Source organism: Chryseobacterium sp. PTM-20240506 (genome assembly GCF_048296755.1).
GTDB classification, from domain to species: domain Bacteria; phylum Bacteroidota; class Bacteroidia; order Flavobacteriales; family Weeksellaceae; genus Chryseobacterium; species Chryseobacterium proteolyticum.
In genome coordinates, this window is record NZ_CP182581.1 from 3,837,782 (window position 1) to 3,860,042 (window position 22,261).

Annotated in this window: 8 protein-coding genes, 2 tRNA genes and 4 rRNA genes; 13 read left to right on the forward strand and 1 reads right to left on the reverse strand. The window is 38.7% G+C overall.

Features of this window, described 5'->3' with window-relative positions:
* Position 1 precedes the first annotated feature (1 nt).
* Complete coding sequence (locus ACNFU2_RS17110) at positions 2-460, reverse strand: GtrA family protein (RefSeq protein ID WP_273650654.1); 459 nt, start codon at positions 458-460, stop codon at positions 2-4.
* 229 nt (positions 461-689) lie between these two features.
* Between ACNFU2_RS17110 and ACNFU2_RS17115 the strand changes: the two genes are divergently transcribed.
* From ACNFU2_RS17115 to ACNFU2_RS17175, 13 genes are all read left to right on the forward strand, one after another.
* Entirely contained in the window at positions 690-953 is a 264-nt protein-coding gene (locus tag ACNFU2_RS17115) for a hypothetical protein (protein WP_172284208.1), read from the forward strand.
* Positions 954-1,038: 85 nt separating this feature from the next.
* A complete protein-coding gene (locus tag ACNFU2_RS17120) occupies positions 1,039-1,890 on the forward strand; it encodes a BadF/BadG/BcrA/BcrD ATPase family protein (RefSeq protein WP_172284206.1) in 852 nt (283 codons plus the stop codon).
* A 13-nt stretch (positions 1,891-1,903) separates the two neighbouring features.
* A complete protein-coding gene (locus tag ACNFU2_RS17125; RefSeq protein WP_273650655.1) occupies positions 1,904-4,192 on the forward strand; it encodes an NADP-dependent malic enzyme in 2,289 nt (762 codons plus the stop codon).
* A gap of 176 nt (positions 4,193-4,368) precedes the next feature.
* Positions 4,369-4,953, forward strand: coding sequence for a Holliday junction branch migration protein RuvA (gene ruvA, locus ACNFU2_RS17130; protein WP_172284202.1), 585 nt, complete (start codon positions 4,369-4,371; stop codon positions 4,951-4,953).
* 57 nt (positions 4,954-5,010) lie between these two features.
* Positions 5,011-12,027 (forward strand): cell surface protein SprA, encoded by a 7,017-nt coding sequence (sprA, locus tag ACNFU2_RS17135; RefSeq protein WP_273650656.1) that lies wholly within the window; start codon positions 5,011-5,013, stop codon positions 12,025-12,027.
* Between the two features lie 257 nt (positions 12,028-12,284).
* Entirely contained in the window at positions 12,285-12,662 is a 378-nt protein-coding gene (gcvH, locus tag ACNFU2_RS17140) for a glycine cleavage system protein GcvH (RefSeq protein WP_273650657.1), read from the forward strand.
* On the forward strand, positions 12,604-13,014 hold the full coding sequence (locus ACNFU2_RS17145; protein WP_373428031.1) for a VanZ family protein: 411 nt from the start codon (positions 12,604-12,606) through the stop codon (positions 13,012-13,014). The genes gcvH and ACNFU2_RS17145 overlap by 59 nt, the downstream gene beginning before the upstream one ends.
* A gap of 846 nt (positions 13,015-13,860) precedes the next feature.
* A 16S ribosomal RNA gene (locus ACNFU2_RS17150) occupies positions 13,861-15,377 on the forward strand.
* Between the two features lie 214 nt (positions 15,378-15,591).
* Positions 15,592-15,665 (forward strand) — tRNA-Ile (locus ACNFU2_RS17155).
* 86 nt (positions 15,666-15,751) lie between these two features.
* Positions 15,752-15,825 (forward strand) — tRNA-Ala (locus ACNFU2_RS17160).
* Between the two features lie 171 nt (positions 15,826-15,996).
* Positions 15,997-18,751 (forward strand): 23S ribosomal RNA (locus ACNFU2_RS17165).
* A gap of 161 nt (positions 18,752-18,912) precedes the next feature.
* A 5S ribosomal RNA gene (gene rrf / locus ACNFU2_RS17170) occupies positions 18,913-19,021 on the forward strand.
* A 1,624-nt stretch (positions 19,022-20,645) separates the two neighbouring features.
* Positions 20,646-22,162, forward strand: a 16S ribosomal RNA gene (locus tag ACNFU2_RS17175).
* Together the 16S, 23S and 5S rRNA genes with 2 tRNA genes alongside form the textbook arrangement of a ribosomal RNA operon.
* Positions 22,163-22,261: the final 99 nt, after the last annotated feature.

Genomic DNA, 22,261 nt, shown 5'->3' on the forward strand with positions numbered 1-22,261 from the left:
ACTAACCATTAAAAATTACTTTCTTCTTGACAGAATAATTAAGAATTGAAACCAATAAAATCGCAGCGATCTTACTCAGAATTTCTGGACTCAAGGTATAAAAAATTAAATTGATATTATCTTTAAATATAAAGCTGTAAAATATTTGAAAGAAACTAAGGCTGAGTAGTGTTGAAATAAAAGAGATAATCATAAAATAGGCAAATTCTTTTCTTTTTGAATGCTTTCCTCTTTCAAAAACAAACCAGATGCTTAAAAAATAATTGCTGATAATTCCGCAACAGGTAGAAAAAATATTACTCAATGGATAATGGATTCCATGAAAATTGGTTTCCGAATGCAAAAATTGAGGAAGATATGTGCTGAAGATCTTAAAACTTCCTATCTCCATAATAGCACTGAGTCCTCCTGCTATTATGAAGAACAATATTTGTTTCTGACGTAGTATTAATTCTCTCATCGAATTTATCTGATGTGCAAATTTATAACTATATGTTAAACAGTAAAAAAAGATGTTAAATATTTTTTTTAAATCAAAAATAGTTCTAAATTTAATTTCAGAAGTAAATAAAAAGTACCTGATAATAAATTCATTTTCAGCCAGTTGTGTTGATGGTTTTTTCTATCTTGTAATGCCCGATTGAAAGCATTCTCCACAAATTTATAACCCAATTTATAACAATATTTGTATGAAAAGTCAAAACAAATACAGAAAATTCCAGCTCCAACAGAAAAATATTGAAGCTCTTGAGAAGGAAAATTCCCGTTTCAGGAGAGTATATTCTGAATATGAAAATATGTCTGATGAGCTTTGGAATCTTGAAAATTCCAAGGGTGAACAGGTGCCAGATGATTTTATCAATGCGATGATGTTACAGGCTTCTTATCTGGAAGATGAAATTCAGGACTGGCTGATACAGTTCAATGAAAAAAAAGATGATATAAAACATTAGTTATACCAGTCACGTTGTGGCTTCTTTGTGAAGCTATTTAGAGATAAAATTCATAATTTAGCATCCTTAAACTAAAATGTAATATATGGTTGCTATTGTTGATGGCGGTTCTACCAAATGTGATTGGGTAATTTTAGATGACTTTAAAAAGGTCTTTATGAAGACGGAGACTATTGGTTTTAATCCCAATAATATTGCCGCAGAACTTATTGTACCCGAAATTGAAAAAAACATCAACCTTAGTGCTGTTAAAAACTCAATAACAAAGGTTTTTTTCTATGGTTCAGGATGTGGTATCCCTGAAAACTGTGCGACTATCGAAAGAGAATTAGGTAAATTTTTTACTAAAGCTGATGTTTTAGCAAAAGAAGATCTGATGGCTGCTGCGTATGCCGCTTATACTGGGAAGCCTGCTATTGTTTGCATTCTGGGAACGGGATCCAATTCTTGTTATTTTGACGGGGAAAATCTAAAAATAAAGTTACCGTCTCTGGGATTTCTTATTGGTGATGAAGGTAGTGGAAGTGCTATTGGTAAACAATTGGTACGTCGCTTTTTCATGCAGAAACTTCCTCAGGACCTACATGTAGAATTTGAGGAAATCTATCAGTTAACAATTGAGGAGGCATTAAAGAATATGTACCATACCTCAAGGCCAAATGCTTATTTGGCTAATTTCAATAAATTCGTTGTAGAACGGAAGGATCACCCATACTTTCAAAAAATGGTTTTCGAGGAGATGAGAAATTTCTTTGAATACCAGGTTCTTCCTTATGAAGAATCCAAGGATGCCGAAATTAACTTTATCGGATCTATTGCTTATTATTATGAAGATATTCTTCGCTCTGCAGCTGCAGAACTTAATTTAAACATTGGTAATATTGTACAAAAACCGATTGAAAGTTTAGTAAATTACCATATTAAATATATACTATAAAAAAATACACTCTATGTCAAATAAAATCCATCGCGACGAAAAGAACTTTAATCAAGCCGCATTAGATTACCACAAAGCTGAACCCAAAGGGAAGATCGAGGTGATCCCTTCCAAACCCCACTCTTCTCAAAGAGATTTGTCTTTGGCATATTCTCCTGGAGTGGCTGTTCCTTGTATGGAGATTCACGAAAAGCCGGAGACTGTTTATGATTATACCGGAAAAGGTAATCTTGTAGCTGTAATTTCTAATGGTACAGCTGTTTTAGGATTAGGTGACATTGGACCGGAAGCATCGAAGCCTGTAATGGAAGGAAAAGGGCTGTTATTTAAAATTTTTGCTGATATCAATGTTTTTGATATTGAGATCAATGAGAAAGATCCTGATAAATTTATTCAGATTGTAAAAGGGATTGCTCCAACTTTTGGAGGAATTAACCTTGAAGATATAAAAGCTCCTGAAGCATTCTATATTGAACAGAGATTAAAGGAGGAATTGGATATTCCGTTGATGCATGATGACCAACATGGGACGGCTATTATCTCTGCTGCTGCACTTATTAATTCTTTACAGATTGCCAATAAGGATATTGAGGACGTAAAAATGGTGGTAAATGGTGCCGGTGCTGCGGCTATTGCTTGCACCAAACTGTATATTTCATTAGGCCTCAGGAAAGAAAATGTTTTAATGTGCGACAGTAAGGGAGTTATCAATCATAAGAGAGAAAACCTGACTCCTGAAAAACTAGATTTTATCGCTCAGACGGATATTGAGAGTTTGGAAGATGCTGTAAAAGGATCTGATGTCTTTGTCGGGTTATCTAAAGGAAATGTAATGACCCCGGAAATGCTCAACAGTATGAATGAAAATCCTATTGTTTTTGCATTGGCAAATCCTGATCCGGAGATTGCTTATGACATTGCTATTGAAACACGTAAGGATGTAATTATGGCAACTGGTAGAAGTGATTTTCCTAATCAGGTTAATAACGTACTTGGTTTTCCTTACATCTTCCGTGGTGCACTTGATGTACAGGCGAAAGGAATTAATGAAGAAATGAAGCTTGCAGCTGTTCATGCAATTGCAGATTTGGCAAAAGAACCAGTTCCTGAAGCTGTTATTTTGGCTTATAATCTTCAAAACCTTCAATTCGGTAGAGAGTATTTTATTCCAAAACCATTTGATAACAGGTTAATTACCAGGGTTTCCAGTGCTGTGGCAAAAGCAGCTATCGAAAGTGGAGTTGCTGGTAGAGTTATTTCTGATTTTGAAGAGTATGAACATCAGCTTCTTGATAGAATGGGAAGAGATGAAAAATTGGTAAGGATGATGCAAAGCCGTGCGAAATCCAATCCAAAAAGGGTGACCTTAGGAAATGCAGAAGAATACAACGTATTGAAGGCGGCTCAGATTCTTTATGAAGAAGGAATTGCTTATCCAAGTTTGTTGGGCGAAAAGAAATACATCAAGGAGCAAATGGAACGTTACGGAATTAATCTGGATGTACCGATTATTGATCCGAATGATGATGATCAGGAAGAAAACAGGAAAAAATATAGAGAAACGCTTTGGAAACTTCGTCAAAGAAAAGGAATGAATGAATACAAGGCTAAAAGGTTTGTGCGTCAAAGGGATTACTTTGGTCCTTTAATGTTGAAGCATGGCGATACAGATGCGCTGATTGTAGGTTTTTCTAAAAATTATGCATCCGTTTTACGTCCTGTTTTAGAGATTATTGAAAAAGAAAAAGGAGTAGATAAAGTGGCAGCAATGATGATGATCCTTTCTGAAAAGAAACCGATTTTCTTTGCTGATACATCTATTAATAATAATCCTACTTCGGAAGATCTTGTAAATATTGCAAGAATGGCGGAGATTACTATTAAATCTTTTGCTATTGAACCAAGAATTGCAATGCTCGGATTCGAGAATTTTGCTGCGATCTCTGAAACTTCTAAAAAAGTTGCAAAAGCAGTAAGTATTTTACATGAAAAGTATCCTAAAATGATTGTAGATGGTGAAATTCAACCTGATTTTGCTATGAATGCGGATCACCTTAGTGATTATCCATTTTCAAAATTAGGAGAAACTCCGGCAAATACATTTATATTCCCTAATCTTGAAAGTGCTAATTTATCTTATAAAATTATCAGAGGGATGAAAGTTGCCCAAGTGATTGGACCTATTCTTATGGGATTAAAACAACCTGTGCATGTTTTACAAATGCGTTCAAGTGTAGATGAAATTGTAAATCTTGCAACAGTGGCGGTTCTTGATGCCCAGAGAAGAGAAGCTAAAAAATAATATCTTTAAAAAAAATCTTCGATTTAAATATTTAAAAACTCCAAATTTTGGAGTTTTTTGTTTTTCAACCAAATGGTTGAGTATCACCTCAAAAATTAAGTTAAAAATCATTCGTGCGTGAAATGAAAACATTAATTAGTTTAAATTACTATATTTGGGAGTTTTAAAAATTAATAATGATATTTTCTTTACAAGGCATTGTTCAAGAACTTACGCCAACTTATGCTGTAATCAACGTTAATGGAGTTGGTTATTATACAGGTATTAGTTTAATGACCTCGCAAACTCTTACTCTTAATAAAGAGACTTTTTTATTCATTCAGCAAATCATTCGTGAAGATGCTCATTTGTTGTTTGGCTTTAACAGTCGTTTAGAAAAAGAGATGTTTAATTTGTTAATAAGTGTTAATGGTGTAGGAGCGGTTTCAGCACTTATTTTACTATCTACTTTAAGCCTTGATGAGATTGCCACAGCTATACTTTCGAGAAACAGTGCCCTCATTCAAAAAGCCAAGGGTATTGGCGCTAAAACAGCAGAAAGAATCATTGTGGATTTGAAAGATAAAGTCCAAAAATTCAATGGTCTTGAGGAAAATATTTCTACACAGGTGAATAATAAAATCAAGGAAGAATCGTTATCTGCATTAGAAGTTTTAGGAATTCCTAAACGGATGAGCGAAAAAATCGCCGACCGCATGATGAAACAAAATCCAAGCATTTCGGTAGAAGAATTGGTAAAACAAATTTTAAAAAACCTTTAACATTTGGTGGCAAATAATAAGTATCTCAATATATTTTTGTTCCTGTCGTTCTTATGTATGTCAGTAACTACCTTTGCACAGGTAAGACGTGACACTGCAATTATAAAGAAGGACTATGAACTGGCTGATCCTACTCAATTTGAAGCCTTTTACGATATAAAAACCGGAATGTATTATGTATATCCGAAAATAGGAAATACAGTAACCGGACCGCCGACTGCAATGTCGCCTCAGGAATATAAGGAATTCATGATGGCAAGCCAGACCAAGGCTTATTACAAAGATAAATCGGATAAATATAATCTACTCTTCAGAAAAGATAAAAGCGATGCACAGAGAAGAGGATTAATTCCGGCATTAACTATCCGAAATAAACTTTTTGAAACAATTTTCGGAAGCAATAAAATAGAAATTATCCCTACAGGATTTGCTTCCTTTGACTTTGCAGGATTGTATCAAAAGATTGATAACCCTTTAATCTTACCGCAAAACAGAACCAGTTTTACCTTTGATATCAATCAGAGAATTCAGCTCGGTTTACTGGGTAAAGTAGGAGAAAATTTGCAGCTCAAGGCCAACTATGATACTCAAAGTGGTTTTGCATTTGAAAACAGGATGAATTTAGTCTGGCAGTCTAAAGGAAGCTGGAAAGACCTGCAGACTAAAGGGCTTGGAGATGTGAATTCACCCGGAGCAGGTTCAGAAGACAGGATCATTAAAAGGGTGGAATTTGGTAATGTAAATATGCCGCTTTCTACCAGTTTAATCAGGGGCTCCCAATCGTTATTCGGGGTGAAGACTGAGTTTCAATTAGGGAAAACTTTTGGAACAGTAGTCTTATCTCAACAGCAGGGAGAAGCAAGAAATATAGTTGTACAGGGTGGGGGTGCTGTAAACACCTTTAAAATAGACGCAATTGATTATGAAGATAATCAGCACTTCTTTTTAAGTCATTATTTCCTGGATAATTATGATAATGCCTTGGCTAATTATCCGCAGATCAACTCCAGAGTTAATATTACAAGGCTTGAAGTATATGTTTTAGATCAGGGCAACAGTAATCTGGCGGCTCAAAAGAGCATTGTTGGTATCAGGGACCTGGGAGATATGGGTGGATCACTACCAGACAACCCTAATAATAATCTTTACCAGACAGTTTCCACCACAATGGGACCTATACCACGTGATGCAGGTGTAAACTATGCAGACCTGATACAGGGACAATCACTGCCTGTTGCAACCGGAGGTACAGAGACTTATAATAATAATGTTCATTATATTTTTAATAAAAAAGCGAGAAGGCTAAATGCCAGTGAATATACATTACAGCCACAGCTAGGATATATCTCGCTAAATCAAAAATTGAATGATAATCAGATTTTAGCGGTATCTTATTCATATACGGATGGAACAAATAAAGTATATAAAGTTGGGGAATTTTCTGAAGAAAGTCCTGTACTGATTACAAAAGTCCTGAGATCAACGAAAATTGATGTTTCGTCTCCGATGTGGCCTCTGATGATGAAGAATATTTATGCTTTAGACGCAGGACAGATAAGCCAGGATGGATTTATATTGAATGTTCTTTATAGAGATGCCCAGACAGGAGGTAAGGTTAATTATCTTCCTAACACAAGTGTTAAAGACACTAATTTATTGAAACTCTTAAACTGGGACCGTTTGAATATGAACGGCGATATACAAAATAATAGTGGTGGAGGAACAGGTGACGGCCTTTTTGATTTTGTCAATGGAATAACCATAAGGCCGGAAACAGGAAAGATCATCTTTACGAAAACACAGCCGTTCGGAAGCTATATGAGCAATGTACTTGGAAGTAGTGATCCTACCTATGTGCAAACAGATATTTATAACCAGCAAAAACAATTTGCAACCTATGTTCCTAAACGATACACCTTAGAGGGACGTTACAAAGGAACTGCAGGACAGGGAATTTCTTTGGGAGCTGTCAATGTGCCACAAGGTTCCGTAAAAGTTTCTGCGAATGGAGTACAGTTAACGGAAGGGATTGATTATACCGTAGATTATATGCTGGGAACGGTTACAATTATAAATGAGAATGTAAAACAATCTGGTCAGGCAATTAACATCTCACTGGAAAACCAGTTAACTTTCAATACGCAGAGAAAAAGATTTTTAGGATTAAATTTAGAAAGAAGATTTAATGAGAATTTTATCTTAGGAGCAACTGTTGTCAATTATTCTGAGTCTCCGCTCACTCAAAAGGTAAATTATGGACAAGAGGCAGTAAATAACACTATGGCCGGCATCAATTTGATGTACAACAATCAGGTTCCATTCCTGACAAGATTGACCAATAAAATTCCGATGGTAAAGACTGAAGCTCCATCTAATTTAAACTTTAAAATGGAAGGTGCTTATTTGCTTCCTGGATTGAATAAGGGGACAAATGATCAGTCTTATATTGATGATTTTGAGCAGACAACATCCAAAATATCATTAAAAGAACCAGCTGCGTGGAGTTTAGCCTCAAAACCCGAAAAATCAGGAGGAGTATTTCAGGGAGCAGGGGCAGGTAATGACATTACTAATGGATATGGAAGAGGACTCTTATCCTGGTATACAATTGATCCGAGATTTTGGGGAATTGGAGGAAGGGCTCCCGCAGGAATTACACCTCAGTCCGTATCTAATCATGCTTCTAGACGAGTACAATACTCAGAGATCTACAATAACAGGGATTTTGTAGCTGGTGAACAGACCTTTTTAAATACTATGGATATCTCTTATTATCCAGCAGAAAAAGGGCCTTATAATGTAAATCCTAATAATGAAACTACTCAGCAAAGATGGTCGGGGATGATGAGACCTATCAGTGTATCCAATTTTGTAAACTCTAATATCGAATATGTAGAATTCTGGATGATGGATCCGTATGCTGACGGAAACACCCTGGGTGTGGATCCAAAGTTACTACTTCATTTAGGTAATGTGTCTGAAGATATTTTAAAGGATGGGTATATGCAATATGAAAATGGATTACCGACACCATCCACACCTTCTGTAACAACAAGCTCAAACTGGGGAATTCAGCCAAAGCAACCACCTATCCTTTATGCCTTTTCAAGTGAAGGACAAGAGAGAACAGCGCAGGATGCCGGATATGATGGTTTGACTTCGGATCAGGAAGCCATGAGGTTCGGAAACACATTCACCAATCCGGTGACAAACCTTGCTGACCCTGCAGTAGATGATTTTGTGTTTTATCTATCAGCAAAATTTACAGGAACGCAGGCTTCATCTTTGGTTCAGAGATACAAATATTTCAGAGGACCAGAAGGAAACTCACAAAGCAATTCACTCGAGGTAGCATCTCAGACTCCTGATGCTGAAGATATTAATAAAGATTATAACCTGGATCAAAGTGAAAACTATAACGAATACCAGATTAAACTGGACCAGCAAAGTTTAGTTTTAGGACAAAATAATATTGTTGATATGAAAACTGTTCAGGCACAGTTTCAAAATGGACAAACTGCACCTGTAAAATGGTATTTATTCAGAATTCCTGTTTCTTCATATGTAATGGATGCTGGGGATCATGATCCGGGAGTTTTAAATAATGTACGATTTGCAAGAATGTTATTGACCGGATTTGATAAGACTTCCACACTGAGATTTGGAACCTTTGATTTAGTAAGATCAGACTGGAGAAAATATCCTAAAAATACTGCAGTGTCAATAGCTGATGGCGATACGAATCCAATAACAGAAGAAGGAACAGTGAATGTCCCTGATCCGCAAAATTTAGAAATTGGAAGTGTAAATATTGAGGAAAATGCTTTAAATCAACCTCCTTATGTTTTGCCTCCAGGAATAGATAGGCAAATTCTTAGTGGTAATGCAGGAGTACAAAGACAAAATGAAAGTTCTTTATATTTAAGGGCAAATCAGCTACCAAAAAGTGAATCAAGGGGAGTATTTAAAAATACAACCTTGGACATGAGAAGATATAAGAAATTAAAACTTTTTGTGCATGCCGAAGATCCTTTAAGAAGAGAAGAGGGCATGGATCCTAAAACTAAATTTTTTATTCGTTTTGGAAGTGATGCAGCAGATAATTATTATGAGTACGAAGCTTCCTTAAAAATAACACCTAAAACAGCAACTACGCCAATGGAAATTTGGCCAATGGAGAATGAAGTTAATTTAGAAATTCAAAACTTTGTAGATGCTAAAATAAGGAGGGACAAGAGTTCTCCAAATAATATCTCAAAAAGAATTAGGGATGCGGTTTTTGGTGAGGCCGACAATTTAAAGAATATTTATATTAAAGGACGACCAAGCTTAGGTAATATTACAACTATAGTTATCGGTATTAGAAATGGGATTGATAGAGATGCGCCTGGAGGACCTATTGATAGAATATTATGGGTAAATGAAATTCGACTTTCAGAAATAGATAATCAGGGAGGATATGCTGGAAATGCAAGTTTAAACTTTAACCTTGGCGATTTTGCAGTTGTTAATACAAGTGCATCTTACACATCTGTTGGATTCGGGAATATCGATTCTAAACCGGCAGAAAGAAATCAGTCTACACAATCAGCATTCAGTATTAATACGGCGGTAAACCTAGATAAATTTCTACCTGAAAAAACCGGGGTTAAAATTCCGGTTAATTATTCCTACTCACAAACCATCGAAGATCCAAAGTATAATCCTTTAGATACAGACGTTGAGTTTAAAAAGGCGGCAAATAGAGAGCAATTGAAAAAAGTGGCGAGAACATATACTCAACAGAGAAGTTTGGGAGTTGTTAATATGCATAAAGAAAGGGTCAATCCTAATAAAAAGCCTAAGTTCTATGATGTAGAAAACCTATCCGTTACGGCTGTTTATAATGATGATTTCTTCAGGGACATTTATACAAAGAAAAACTACAGGCAGTATCTCCGAGGGTATATAGATTATAATTATACTTTTAAACCTTGGGTTATTAAGCCGTTCAATAAAATGATCAGTGATACGGCTAAGTCTACTAAATACCTGAGATGGGTCAAAGAGTTTAATTTAAATCCTATACCTACAAGATTCTCTTTCAGAACGGAAATTGACAGGAATTATAATGAACTTGAATTCAGAAGTGTAGATGCTATAATCAATGGTAACTTCAATGATGAGTCTCAGGCCATAAGAAACAGAAACTTTTATTTTGGATGGCAATATGGTTTAGGGTTTAATTTTACTAAATCCTTAAAACTGGAAATCAACTCTGCAACAAGAACATTGAATGATAATGTAGATGTAAACACAATGGATAATTCTTCCATTTTTGGAAATGTATTCAGATCGGGAAGACCCGTCTTGTATAACCACAGGGTACAATTGAATTACAAACTTCCTTTCCAATATTTACCATATCTTGATTTTATTGATGCAGAGTTGGGCTATGGATTTACTTATAACTGGAATGCCAGATCTACAGCTTTATTGTACAATCCACAAGGAAGTTTAGGATCTATTGGTCAAAATACAAATGTTATTCAGGCTACTGCGACAGCTGATTTTCCAAAATTCTTCGGACAGTTCAAATATTTTAAGAATATAGCGACCAAGCTTTCAAAACGTAAACAGGAAATTGACTCACTAAATAATGTATACACACAACAATGGGAAAAGAAAAGATATAAGTTTAAAAACTATAAATTTAAAAACAAGCTGACTGTTTTACAGAGTGCAGCATTTATGCTTACATCGTTCAAACAGCTAGATGTGAATTATTCAGAAAATAACGGAACGGTGTTGCCAGGTTTACTTTCCGCGCCAAATTGGTATGGATATGGGCAGACATTGGGTGGACCTACTATTGGCTTTTTATTGGGCTCACAGGCTGATATACGAAGAACAGTTTTGGAAAATGGCTGGATTAGTGATTCTGAATATATGACAGACCCTTATGTAAGAATGTCAACAAGAGAACTAAGGGCTAACTTGCAGGTTGTACCAATGAATGACCTGAGAGTAGATGTAAGTGTATTACATAATTATAATAGGAATTTTTCTCAATCAGGGTTCAATAATAGACTGAATCTTGGTAGGGCTAATCATGATTATACTTTTGCAAATGATCTGATTACCTATTCTAATTCAGTAATACTTTTAAAAACTTCTTTCAAAGATGGTGCAGCGGTATATCAATCGATCAGACAGAATGCCAGAGCCATTTCTCAGCAAATAGGGGATATCTCTACTATAGGAAATGATGGATTTACTGCAGGGTATGGTATTGCGAATGCTTATGTTTTAATTCCTGCGTTCAGGGCAGCTGTTGAAGGAAAATCACCTAAAGGAATTGGCGACGCCAAAAAAGCGGGCTTGCCTATACCAAACTGGAAAGTTACTTATTCTGGTTTAAGAAATGTACCAATCATCAATGGGCAATTCTCTAAGTTTGATATTTTACATAGTTATAATGCTACCTATACTGCGACAGGAATACAGTCAAGTATTGATTATTTCAATGCAATTTCAACAGGTGGTAGTCTATTAGATGTCAATAATAACTATATCAATCCATTTACTTTCTCTCAGGTAGGATATGTTGAGTCGTTCTCTCCACTGATCGGGGTTGACGTAACGATGAGAAACAACATGCAGTTCGGTATCCAATATAATAGGAATAGAATGCTATTATTAGGATTGGTAAACCAAACCCTTACGGAAGATGCCAATACAGAATATGTCGTTCGGTTGGGGTATATTATTCGTAATTTCCGATTGGGAGTCAATGATACCAGAAAGAGAGGTAAAGGAAAGGGAAGTGATCTTAATATCAGGGGAGACTTCTCATTAAGAGATAGCAGAACCAGTATTACCAATATCCTATTGGATGATTCTCAGATTACTGGAGGACAGAGATTGATGAACATAAAGCTATCTGCGGATTACAACGTTTCTGAGAACTTAAATCTAAGAGTTTTCTACGAACAGATGACTTCTAAATATAAAATCTCTACAGCGTTTCCGCTATCTACAGTTAGAGCAGGATTGTCTGCGACATTTACATTTGGGGACTCCGGAGGCTTTTAAATAGAATAACAAATAAATTACGTTAAAATCATCCCTTTACTAAAGGGATGATTTTTTATTAAATAGGTGATGCTTTTATTTTGAAAGACCCTTTTGTTTAGTAAATAATGAGTAGATTTTAATTGAGTTTATAGCTTGCTGATACATTATAGTTTTATTATTTTTAATTAGTAAAAAAACATTTCAAATAAACAAACATACTTTTTTTGAACCTTATATAATTTTGAATAAATTTGTAGAATAATAAAAATCAAAAAATGAACACACCATCGGAATTAAAGTACACTAAAGATCACGAGTGGATCAAGATTGAAGGAAACGTAGCTACTATTGGTATTACAGATTTTGCTCAGGGAGAGTTGGGTGACATCGTATATGTTGATATCGATACAGTTGATGATGATCTTGATAATGGAGCTGTTTTTGGAAGTGTTGAAGCTGTAAAAACTGTTTCTGATCTATTCTTGCCTATCGCAGGAAAAGTTACGGAATTCAATTCAGAGCTGGAAGCTCAGCCGGAGTTGTTGAATACGGATCCTTATGGTGACGGATGGATCATTAAATTAGAGATCGCTGATGGTGCTGATCAGTCTGGATTACTTACTGCAGAAGAATATCAGGCTATCATTGGATAGGATTTCAAAAATATTTAGTAAGATATTGCCCATTTATTGGGCATTTCTTACTTATATGCTTCTCAAGCCCGGAGAAGAGAACCATGAATATTGGTTTATGTTCAATGGGATCGATAAAGTTTTACACGTCAGCATTTTTGCAATGCTTGGATTTTGCTTTATTGCTGCGTTTCCTAAAATTAAGTTTTCGTATTTTTTTCAGATCATCCTTATATATGCCTTCCTTACAGAGATCCTTCAGGAGGAAATGGGATTGGGAAGATCCATGGAAACTTTAGATATAGTAGCCGATGTTGTCGGATGCTTACTAGGATACTATATATATAAGATGCTTGTCAAGCGTTTTTTTTGATCATACAACTGAAATGACAGATTAAGCTGTTTTTTTAATTTTTCTTTGGAGCAAATCCCGCTATCCACTCATACTCCTCGTTCCTTGCTTTCTTTCAGATCCCTTCCTTACTGCGGGGTAACCGTTACTATCGGGGCTAGAATGTCAGACCTTTTATAAGATATAGCATATTTGTTCAACTGTTTTTTTGATTATAACAAGGATCATTGTTCATTAATTATAGCAACTGAAATTTATACCTTTCTTTTCATAGTATATTTATTCACTTGTTATTTTCATTGAGTTTTTGATCTTTACAGCCAGAAAATTCCATCCCAGGATTATAGTTGAAATCTTATTTCATATTGTGGATAACTATGTTTTTGTTTTAAATCATTTGATACCAGCTGTTTAAGCATTTGTTTTTCCACAATGCTTAATTTAAGTATAAAATGATTTGGATTATGTGATGAATAAGGTGTACTTTTGCCCCACTGAAAACGAGAGATAGTAGGTAGCGCAGAAGAGAGTAATTATAAACGAAAGATTTAAAAAAAATAAATAATAATTTATTTTGAAAATTGAGAAAAGTTTGTATCTTTGCAGTCCCAATTAAGGGAGCGCGGAGTAAAATTGAGATAAGTGTTAGAGAGGGATTAAAGTTACAGAAAAAACTTTAAAATTTTCTTCAAAAACATTTGGTCAGTTCAGAAACATTAATTACTTTTGCACTCGCAAATCTAAAGCAAAAACGACAGAGAAAAAGCTTTAGAGAAAAGCGGAAGAAAAGAGATCATTGAAATACAATATAACAACCAAGTAAGGAAAAACTAAAGCGTCAAAACTTTGAGTGAGTCAGACAAACATACAATGGAGAGTTTGATCCTGGCTCAGGATGAACGCTAGCGGGAGGCCTAACACATGCAAGCCGAGCGGTATAGATCTTTCGGGATCTAGAGAGCGGCGCACGGGTGCGGAACACGTGTGCAACCTACCTTTATCAGGGGGATAGCCTTTCGAAAGGAAGATTAATACCCCATAATATATTTGATGGCATCATTAGATATTGAAAACTCCGGTGGATAGAGATGGGCACGCGCAAGATTAGATAGTTGGTGAGGTAACGGCTCACCAAGTCAATGATCTTTAGGGGGCCTGAGAGGGTGATCCCCCACACTGGTACTGAGACACGGACCAGACTCCTACGGGAGGCAGCAGTGAGGAATATTGGACAATGGGTGAGAGCCTGATCCAGCCATCCCGCGTGAAGGATGACGGCCCTATGGGTTGTAAACTTCTTTTGTATAGGGATAAACCTACCCTCGTGAGGGTAGCTGAAGGTACTATACGAATAAGCACCGGCTAACTCCGTGCCAGCAGCCGCGGTAATACGGAGGGTGCAAGCGTTATCCGGATTTATTGGGTTTAAAGGGTCCGTAGGCGGACTCGTAAGTCAGTGGTGAAATCTCATAGCTTAACTATGAAACTGCCATTGATACTGCGGGTCTTGAGTAAGGTAGAGGTAGCTGGAATAAGTAGTGTAGCGGTGAAATGCATAGATATTACTTAGAACACCAATTGCGAAGGCAGGTTACCATGTCTTAACTGACGCTGATGGACGAAAGCGTGGGGAGCGAACAGGATTAGATACCCTGGTAGTCCACGCCGTAAACGATGCTAACTCGTTTTTGGGTTTTCGGATTCAGAGACTAAGCGAAAGTGATAAGTTAGCCACCTGGGGAGTACGAACGCAAGTTTGAAACTCAAAGGAATTGACGGGGGCCCGCACAAGCGGTGGATTATGTGGTTTAATTCGATGATACGCGAGGAACCTTACCAAGGCTTAAATGGGAAATGACAGGCTTAGAAATAGGCTTTTCTTCGGACATTTTTCAAGGTGCTGCATGGTTGTCGTCAGCTCGTGCCGTGAGGTGTTAGGTTAAGTCCTGCAACGAGCGCAACCCCTGTCACTAGTTGCCATCATTCAGTTGGGGACTCTAGTGAGACTGCCTACGCAAGTAGAGAGGAAGGTGGGGATGACGTCAAATCATCACGGCCCTTACGCCTTGGGCCACACACGTAATACAATGGCCAGTACAGAGGGCTGCTACCAGGCGACTGGATGCTAATCTCGAAAGCTGGTCTCAGTTCGGATTGGAGTCTGCAACTCGACTCTATGAAGCTGGAATCGCTAGTAATCGCGCATCAGCCATGGCGCGGTGAATACGTTCCCGGGCCTTGTACACACCGCCCGTCAAGCCATGGAAGTCTGGGGTACCTGAAGTCGGTGACCGTAACAGGAGCTGCCTAGGGTAAAACAGGTAACTAGGGCTAAGTCGTAACAAGGTAGCCGTACCGGAAGGTGCGGCTGGAACATCTCATTTTAGAGCGTTGAAGAACGTTAAACAAAATAAAGGTACTTAAGTGTACCATGTACTTACTTAAAGAGAAGCTTTAGTTTTTTATTTGGTTGATATATAAAAAAATACAACACCCACTAGAAATTAGTAAAAGGGAAGAGATTTAGAAAAGAAGTTAGAAATTAGAAGTTAGAGATTAGTCTAACATCTGATATCTAAAATCTAACATCTAAAACAAAGTCTCGTAGCTCAGCTGGTTAGAGCGCTACACTGATAATGTAGAGGTCGGCAGTTCGAGCCTGCCCGAGACTACTAATTATAAGACGGGAAGAGATCAGATATAAGACATGAGACATTAAGTCTGAGATCTAGGATCTGATATCTGAAGTCTACTAGAGGGGGAATTAGCTCAGCTGGCTAGAGCGCCTGCCTTGCACGCAGGAGGTCAAGGGTTCGACTCCCTTATTCTCCACAGTTTGTATATGTAAAAAAGAAGCATGTAAACCTCATGACGAGAGCCGTCATTGATACATGAATACGTTTTACATAATACAGAAGAAATAAAGATCATTGACATTAACGGTAAAGACATCACAAAGAGAAAACCGAGCACTTATAAGTGCTTGAGTAACCTAAAAATAGGAAAGAAATCGTTAAGGGCGTATGGCGGATGCCTAGGCTTTCAGAGGCGACGAAGGACGTGGTAAGCTGCGAAAAGCTGCGGGGATTGGCACACACGAATTGATCCGCAGATGTCCGAATGGGGCAACCCAATACATTGAAGATGTATTACCTCGTAAGAGGAGCAAACCCGGAGAACTGAAACATCTAAGTACCCGGAGGAAAAGAAATCGAAGAGATTCCGTAAGTAGTGGCGAGCGAAAGCGGATTAGCCCAAAAGTCTTTATATATTTAGAAGAACGTACTGGAAAGTGCGGCCATAGACGGTGATAGCCCGGTATTCGAAAGGTATATATAGATGATAAATGAGTAGGGCGGGACACGTGAAATCCTGTCTGAATATGGGGGGACCATCCTCCAAGGCTAAATACTCCTGAAAGACCGATAGTGAACAAGTACTGTGAAGGAAAGGTGAAAAGCACTTCGAATAGAAGGGTGAAATAGAACCTGAAACCGTACGCCTACAAGCGGTCGGAGCCCACAAGTTGGGTGACGGCGTGCCTTTTGCATAATGAGCCTACGAGTTAATTTTACTAGCGAGGTTAAGGACTTCAGGTCCGGAGCCGGAGCGAAAGCGAGTCTGAATAGGGCGGATAGTTAGTAGGATTAGACGCGAAACCTTGTGATCTACCCATGGGCAGGTTGAAGCTCTGGTAACACAGAGTGGAGGACCGAACCGGTTGACGTTGAAAAGTCTTCGGATGACCTGTGGGTAGGGGTGAAAGGCCAATCAAACTGGGAGATAGCTCGTACTCCCCGAAATGCATTTAGGTGCAGCGTTGATTATAAGTTTATTAGAGGTAGAGCTACTGATTGGATGCGGGGGTTTCACCGCCTACCAATTCCTGACAAACTCCGAATGCTAATAAATGTTGATCAGCAGTGAGGGCATGGGTGCTAAGGTCCATGTCCGAGAGGGAAAGAACCCAGACCAACAGCTAAGGTCCCCAAATATATGTTAAGTTGAAGCAACGCGGTTGGACTGCATTGACAGCTAGGATGTTGGCTTGGAAGCAGCCATTCATTTAAAGAGTGCGTAACAGCTCACTAGTCGAGCGGTCCGGCATGGATAATAATCGGGCATAAACATATTACCGAAGCTATGGATTTGTACATTGTACATCTGGTAGGGGAGCATTCTGTTTGCGCCGAAGCAGTATCGTGAGGTATTGTGGAGCGGACAGAAAAGAAAATGTAGGCATAAGTAACGATAAAGGGGGCGAGAAACCCCCTCACCGAAAGACTAAGGTTTCCTCAGCCATGCTAATCAGCTGAGGGTTAGTCGGGACCTAACGCGAACCCGAAAGGGGTAGTGGATGGACAATGGGTTAATATTCCCATACTTGCTCACACTAAAAAGGGGACGGAGTGCCGTACCTGCTGGAGACTGACGGAATAGTCAAGGCCTAGCCTTCGGGCGAAGCTGCTGCAGGGAAAGTGCTTCCAAGAAAAGCCGAAGTGAAGCAACCCGTACCAAAACCGACACAGGTAGTCGAGGAGAGAATCCTAAGGTGCTCGAGTGAGTCGTGGCTAAGGAACTAGGCAAAATAGTCTCGTAACTTCGGAAGAAGAGACGCCATCAGCAATGGTGGCCGCAGTGAAGAGGCCCAGGCGACTGTTTATCAAAAACACAGGACTCTGCTAAATCGAAAGATGCTGTATAGGGTCTGACACCTGCCCGGTGCTGGAAGGTTAAGGAAGGGCGTTAGCGTAAGCGAAGCGTTTGACTGAAGCCCCAGTAAACGGCGGCCGTAACTATAACGGTCCTAAGGTAGCGAAATTCCTTGTCGGGTAAGTTCCGACCTGCACGAATGGTGTAACGATCTGGGCACTGTCTCAGCCACGAGCTCGGTGAAATTGTAGTATCGGTGAAGATGCCGATTACCCGCAATGGGACGAAAAGACCCTGTGAACCTTTACTATAACTTCGTATTGACTTTGAGTAAGTAATGTGTAGGATAGGTGGGAGACTATGAAGCAGGCACGCTAGTGTTTGTGGAGTCAACGTTGAAATACCACCCTTTACTTACTTGGAGCCTAACTTCCTTTAGGAAGGACATTGCGTGGTGGGTAGTTTGACTGGGGTGGTCGCCTCCAAAAGAGTAACGGAGGCTTTCAAAGGTACCCTCAGCACGCTTGGTAACCGTGCGTAGAGTGTAATGGCATAAGGGTGCTTGACTGTGAGACCTACAAGTCGATCAGGTGCGAAAGCAGGACATAGTGATCCGGTGGTTCCGTATGGAAGGGCCATCGCTCATAGGATAAAAGGTACTCCGGGGATAACAGGCTAGTCTCCCCCAAGAGCTCACATCGACGGGGAGGTTCGGCACCTCGATGTCGGCTCGTCACATCCTGGGGCTGGAGAAGGTCCCAAGGGTTGGGCTGTTCGCCCATTAAAGTGGCACGCGAGCTGGGTTCAGAACGTCGTGAGACAGTTCGGTCTCTATCTATTGCGGGCGTTAGATGTTTGAGAGGGCTTGATTCTAGTACGAGAGGACCGAATTGAACAAACCTCTGGTGTATCAGTTGTACCGCCAGGTGCACCGCTGAGTAGCTATGTTTGGAAGAGATAAGCACTGAAAGCATATAAGTGCGAAACTCGCCTCAAGATGAGACATCTTTTAAGGGTCGTGGGAGATGACCACGTTGATAGGCTACAGGTGTAAAGTTGGTAACAGCATAGCCGAGTAGTACTAATTACCCGTAGATTTATAGCCTATAGGTTACACTAGTTCAAGTCTTATAAGTGCAATACTGGTTTTGCCTTTGTGATGAAATTTACCGATAAAACAGATGTCAGATACAAGACATCAGATGACAGACTTTATAATGAGTCTGAAATCTGAAATCTAGCCTCTGATATCTTATATACCTTCTTTAGGGTGGTTTTAGCGGTGGGGCTCACCTGTTCCCATTCCGAACACAGAAGTTAAGCCCACCAGCGCCGATGGTACTGCGACAAGCGGGAGAGTAGGTCGCCGCCAGTTTTTATTAAAAGTCTCATACATGAATTTGTATGAGACTTTTTTGTTTTATAACTATACCTATACATATCTATACCTACCATACCATAGGAATAAAAGATAAATGATCATTGATGAATTATAAATGATAAAAGATCAATCATCAATTATCAATCATTATTGATTAACAGACAAATATCAATTAATAGGGCTCATTATCAATCATCATTTTATCATTTATCATTCATAGTTAGTAGGACTTTGTATTTTATTCCTCTTCCAACAACAACAACAACAACTACTACTACTACTACTACTACTACTACTACTTTAGGCTCTTTATTCTTTTACAAGCTTTCATCAATAGAGGTGGTCTTTAGCCCTTCAGTAATAGCCTCCAAAATCCTAGTGGCTTTAGCCAACTTAAAAACGTTCCATTTTTAATTTTCAACTTTTAGGTTTTAATCGCCAATCACCAATAATATCTTAATCAATTATAAATTATTCCATATTGTTATTGCATGCACAGCTTAATGAATTATATGCCTGGAAGAATGACCTTATCCGGAATAAAGATATCCCAATAGTATATTGCAATTGATGAAAAGCTTTACTTTAGGAACAGGATCTAAATCCTAGGAAATTTGAGCTCAAAGATTTTATCCTGTCATCCGGAGCAATACAAGATATAATATGATCTATACTTTAATAACGGGCATAATGATATGGATTACGAATATCAATATAATCGGAGATCATATAAAGACCCTATCTTGCACCTTTACCAGTAATAAGTATGTTGATTTATTATTCAAGCTACCACAATGTGGTGAAAAAGGAGGAAATTTAAATAAAGAATAAAGAATAAAGAATAAAGAGATACTTATTGATCTTATAAAATGCTACATCATATTTTTTGTTGTGTTCAAACCGAATTTATTGCAGTCTTTTTTTTAGTCAGATATTTTTTTCTTTACTCTTCAGCACTTCATTTTCCATTTTTCTCCTTACTTTTCCCTTTCTACTTCTTGTTTTTCCTGTCTCAACCCTCCATTTTTCCATAGAAAACCCTTCATTTTATAGCTTTTATTTTTTTCCTTTTCCCTTGTTATGGCAGTTTTCTCTTATGTTTTCGCCTTTATCATTCTAAACCCAGGAAAAAGCATTGAAATTTTTTAAGTTGCTTATCAGTGAGTTAAGATCAAATATGAACTAAATATGAATTTAAGTATAAAATGATTTGGATTATGTGATGAATAAGGTGTACTTTTGCCCCACTGAAAACGAGAGATAGTAGGTAGCGCAGAAGAGGGTAATTATAAACGAAGATTTAAAAAAATAAATAATAATTTATTTTGAAAATTGAGAAAAGTTTGTATCTTTGCAGTCCCAATTAAGGGAGCGCGGAGTAAAATTGAGATAAGTGTTAGAGAGGGATTAAGGTTACAGAAAAAACTTTAAAATTTTCTTCAAAAACATTTGGTCAGTTCAGAAACATTAATTACTTTTGCACTCGCAAATCTAAAGCAAAAACGACAGAAAAAAAGCTTTAGAGAAAAGCGGAAGAAGAGAGATCATTGAAATACAATATAACAACCAAGTAAGGAAAAACTAAAGCGTCAAAACTTTGAGTGAGTCAGACAAACATACAATGGAGAGTTTGATCCTGGCTCAGGATGAACGCTAGCGGGAGGCCTAACACATGCAAGCCGAGCGGTATAGATCTTTCGGGATCTAGAGAGCGGCGCACGGGTGCGGAACACGTGTGCAACCTACCTTTATCAGGGGGATAGCCTTTCGAAAGGAAGATTAATACCCCATAATATATTAGATGGCATCATTTGATATTGAAAACTCCGGTGGATAGAGATGGGCACGCGCAAGATTAGATAGTTGGTGAGGTAACGGCTCACCAAGTCAATGATCTTTAGGGGGCCTGAGAGGGTGATCCCCCACACTGGTACTGAGACACGGACCAGACTCCTACGGGAGGCAGCAGTGAGGAATATTGGACAATGGGTGAGAGCCTGATCCAGCCATCCCGCGTGAAGGATGACGGCCCTATGGGTTGTAAACTTCTTTTGTATAGGGATAAACCTACCCTCGTGAGGGTAGCTGAAGGTACTATACGAATAAGCACCGGCTAACTCCGTGCCAGCAGCCGCGGTAATACGGAGGGTGCAAGCGTTATCCGGATTTATTGGGTTTAAAGGGTCCGTAGGCGGACTCGTAAGTCAGTGGTGAAATCTCATAGCTTAACTATGAAACTGCCATTGATACTGCGGGTCTTGAGTAAGGTAGAGGTAGCTGGAATAAGTAGTGTAGCGGTGAAATGCATAGATATTACTTAGAACACCAATTGCGAAGGCAGGTTACCATGTCTTAACTGACGCTGATGGACGAAAGCGTGGGGAGCGAACAGGATTAGATACCCTGGTAGTCCACGCCGTAAACGATGCTAACTCGTTTTTGGGTTTTCGGATTCAGAGACTAAGCGAAAGTGATAAGTTAGCCACCTGGGGAGTACGAACGCAAGTTTGAAACTCAAAGGAATTGACGGGGGCCCGCACAAGCGGTGGATTATGTGGTTTAATTCGATGATACGCGAGGAACCTTACCAAGGCTTAAATGGGAAATGACAGGCTTAGAAATAGGCTTTTCTTCGGACATTTTTCAAGGTGCTGCATGGTTGTCGTCAGCTCGTGCCGTGAGGTGTTAGGTTAAGTCCTGCAACGAGCGCAACCCCTGTCACTAGTTGCCATCATTCAGTTGGGGACTCTAGTGAGACTGCCTACGCAAGTAGAGAGGAAGGTGGGGATGACGTCAAATCATCACGGCCCTTACGCCTTGGGCCACACACGTAATACAATGGCCAGTACAGAGGGCTGCTACCAGGCGACTGGATGCTAATCTCGAAAGCTGGTCTCAGTTCGGATTGGAGTCTGCAACTCGACTCTATGAAGCTGGAATCGCTAGTAATCGCGCATCAGCCATGGCGCGGTGAATACGTTCCCGGGCCTTGTACACACCGCCCGTCAAGCCATGGAAGTCTGGGGTACCTGAAGTCGGTGACCGTAACAGGAGCTGCCTAGGGTAAAACAGGTAACTAGGGCTAAGTCGTAACAAGGTAGCCGTACCGGAAGGTGCGGCTGGAACATCTCATTTTAGAGCGTTGAAGAACGTTAAACAAAATAAAGGTACTTAAGTGTACCATGTACTTACTTAAAGAGAAGCTTTAGTTTTTTATTTGGTTGATATATAAAA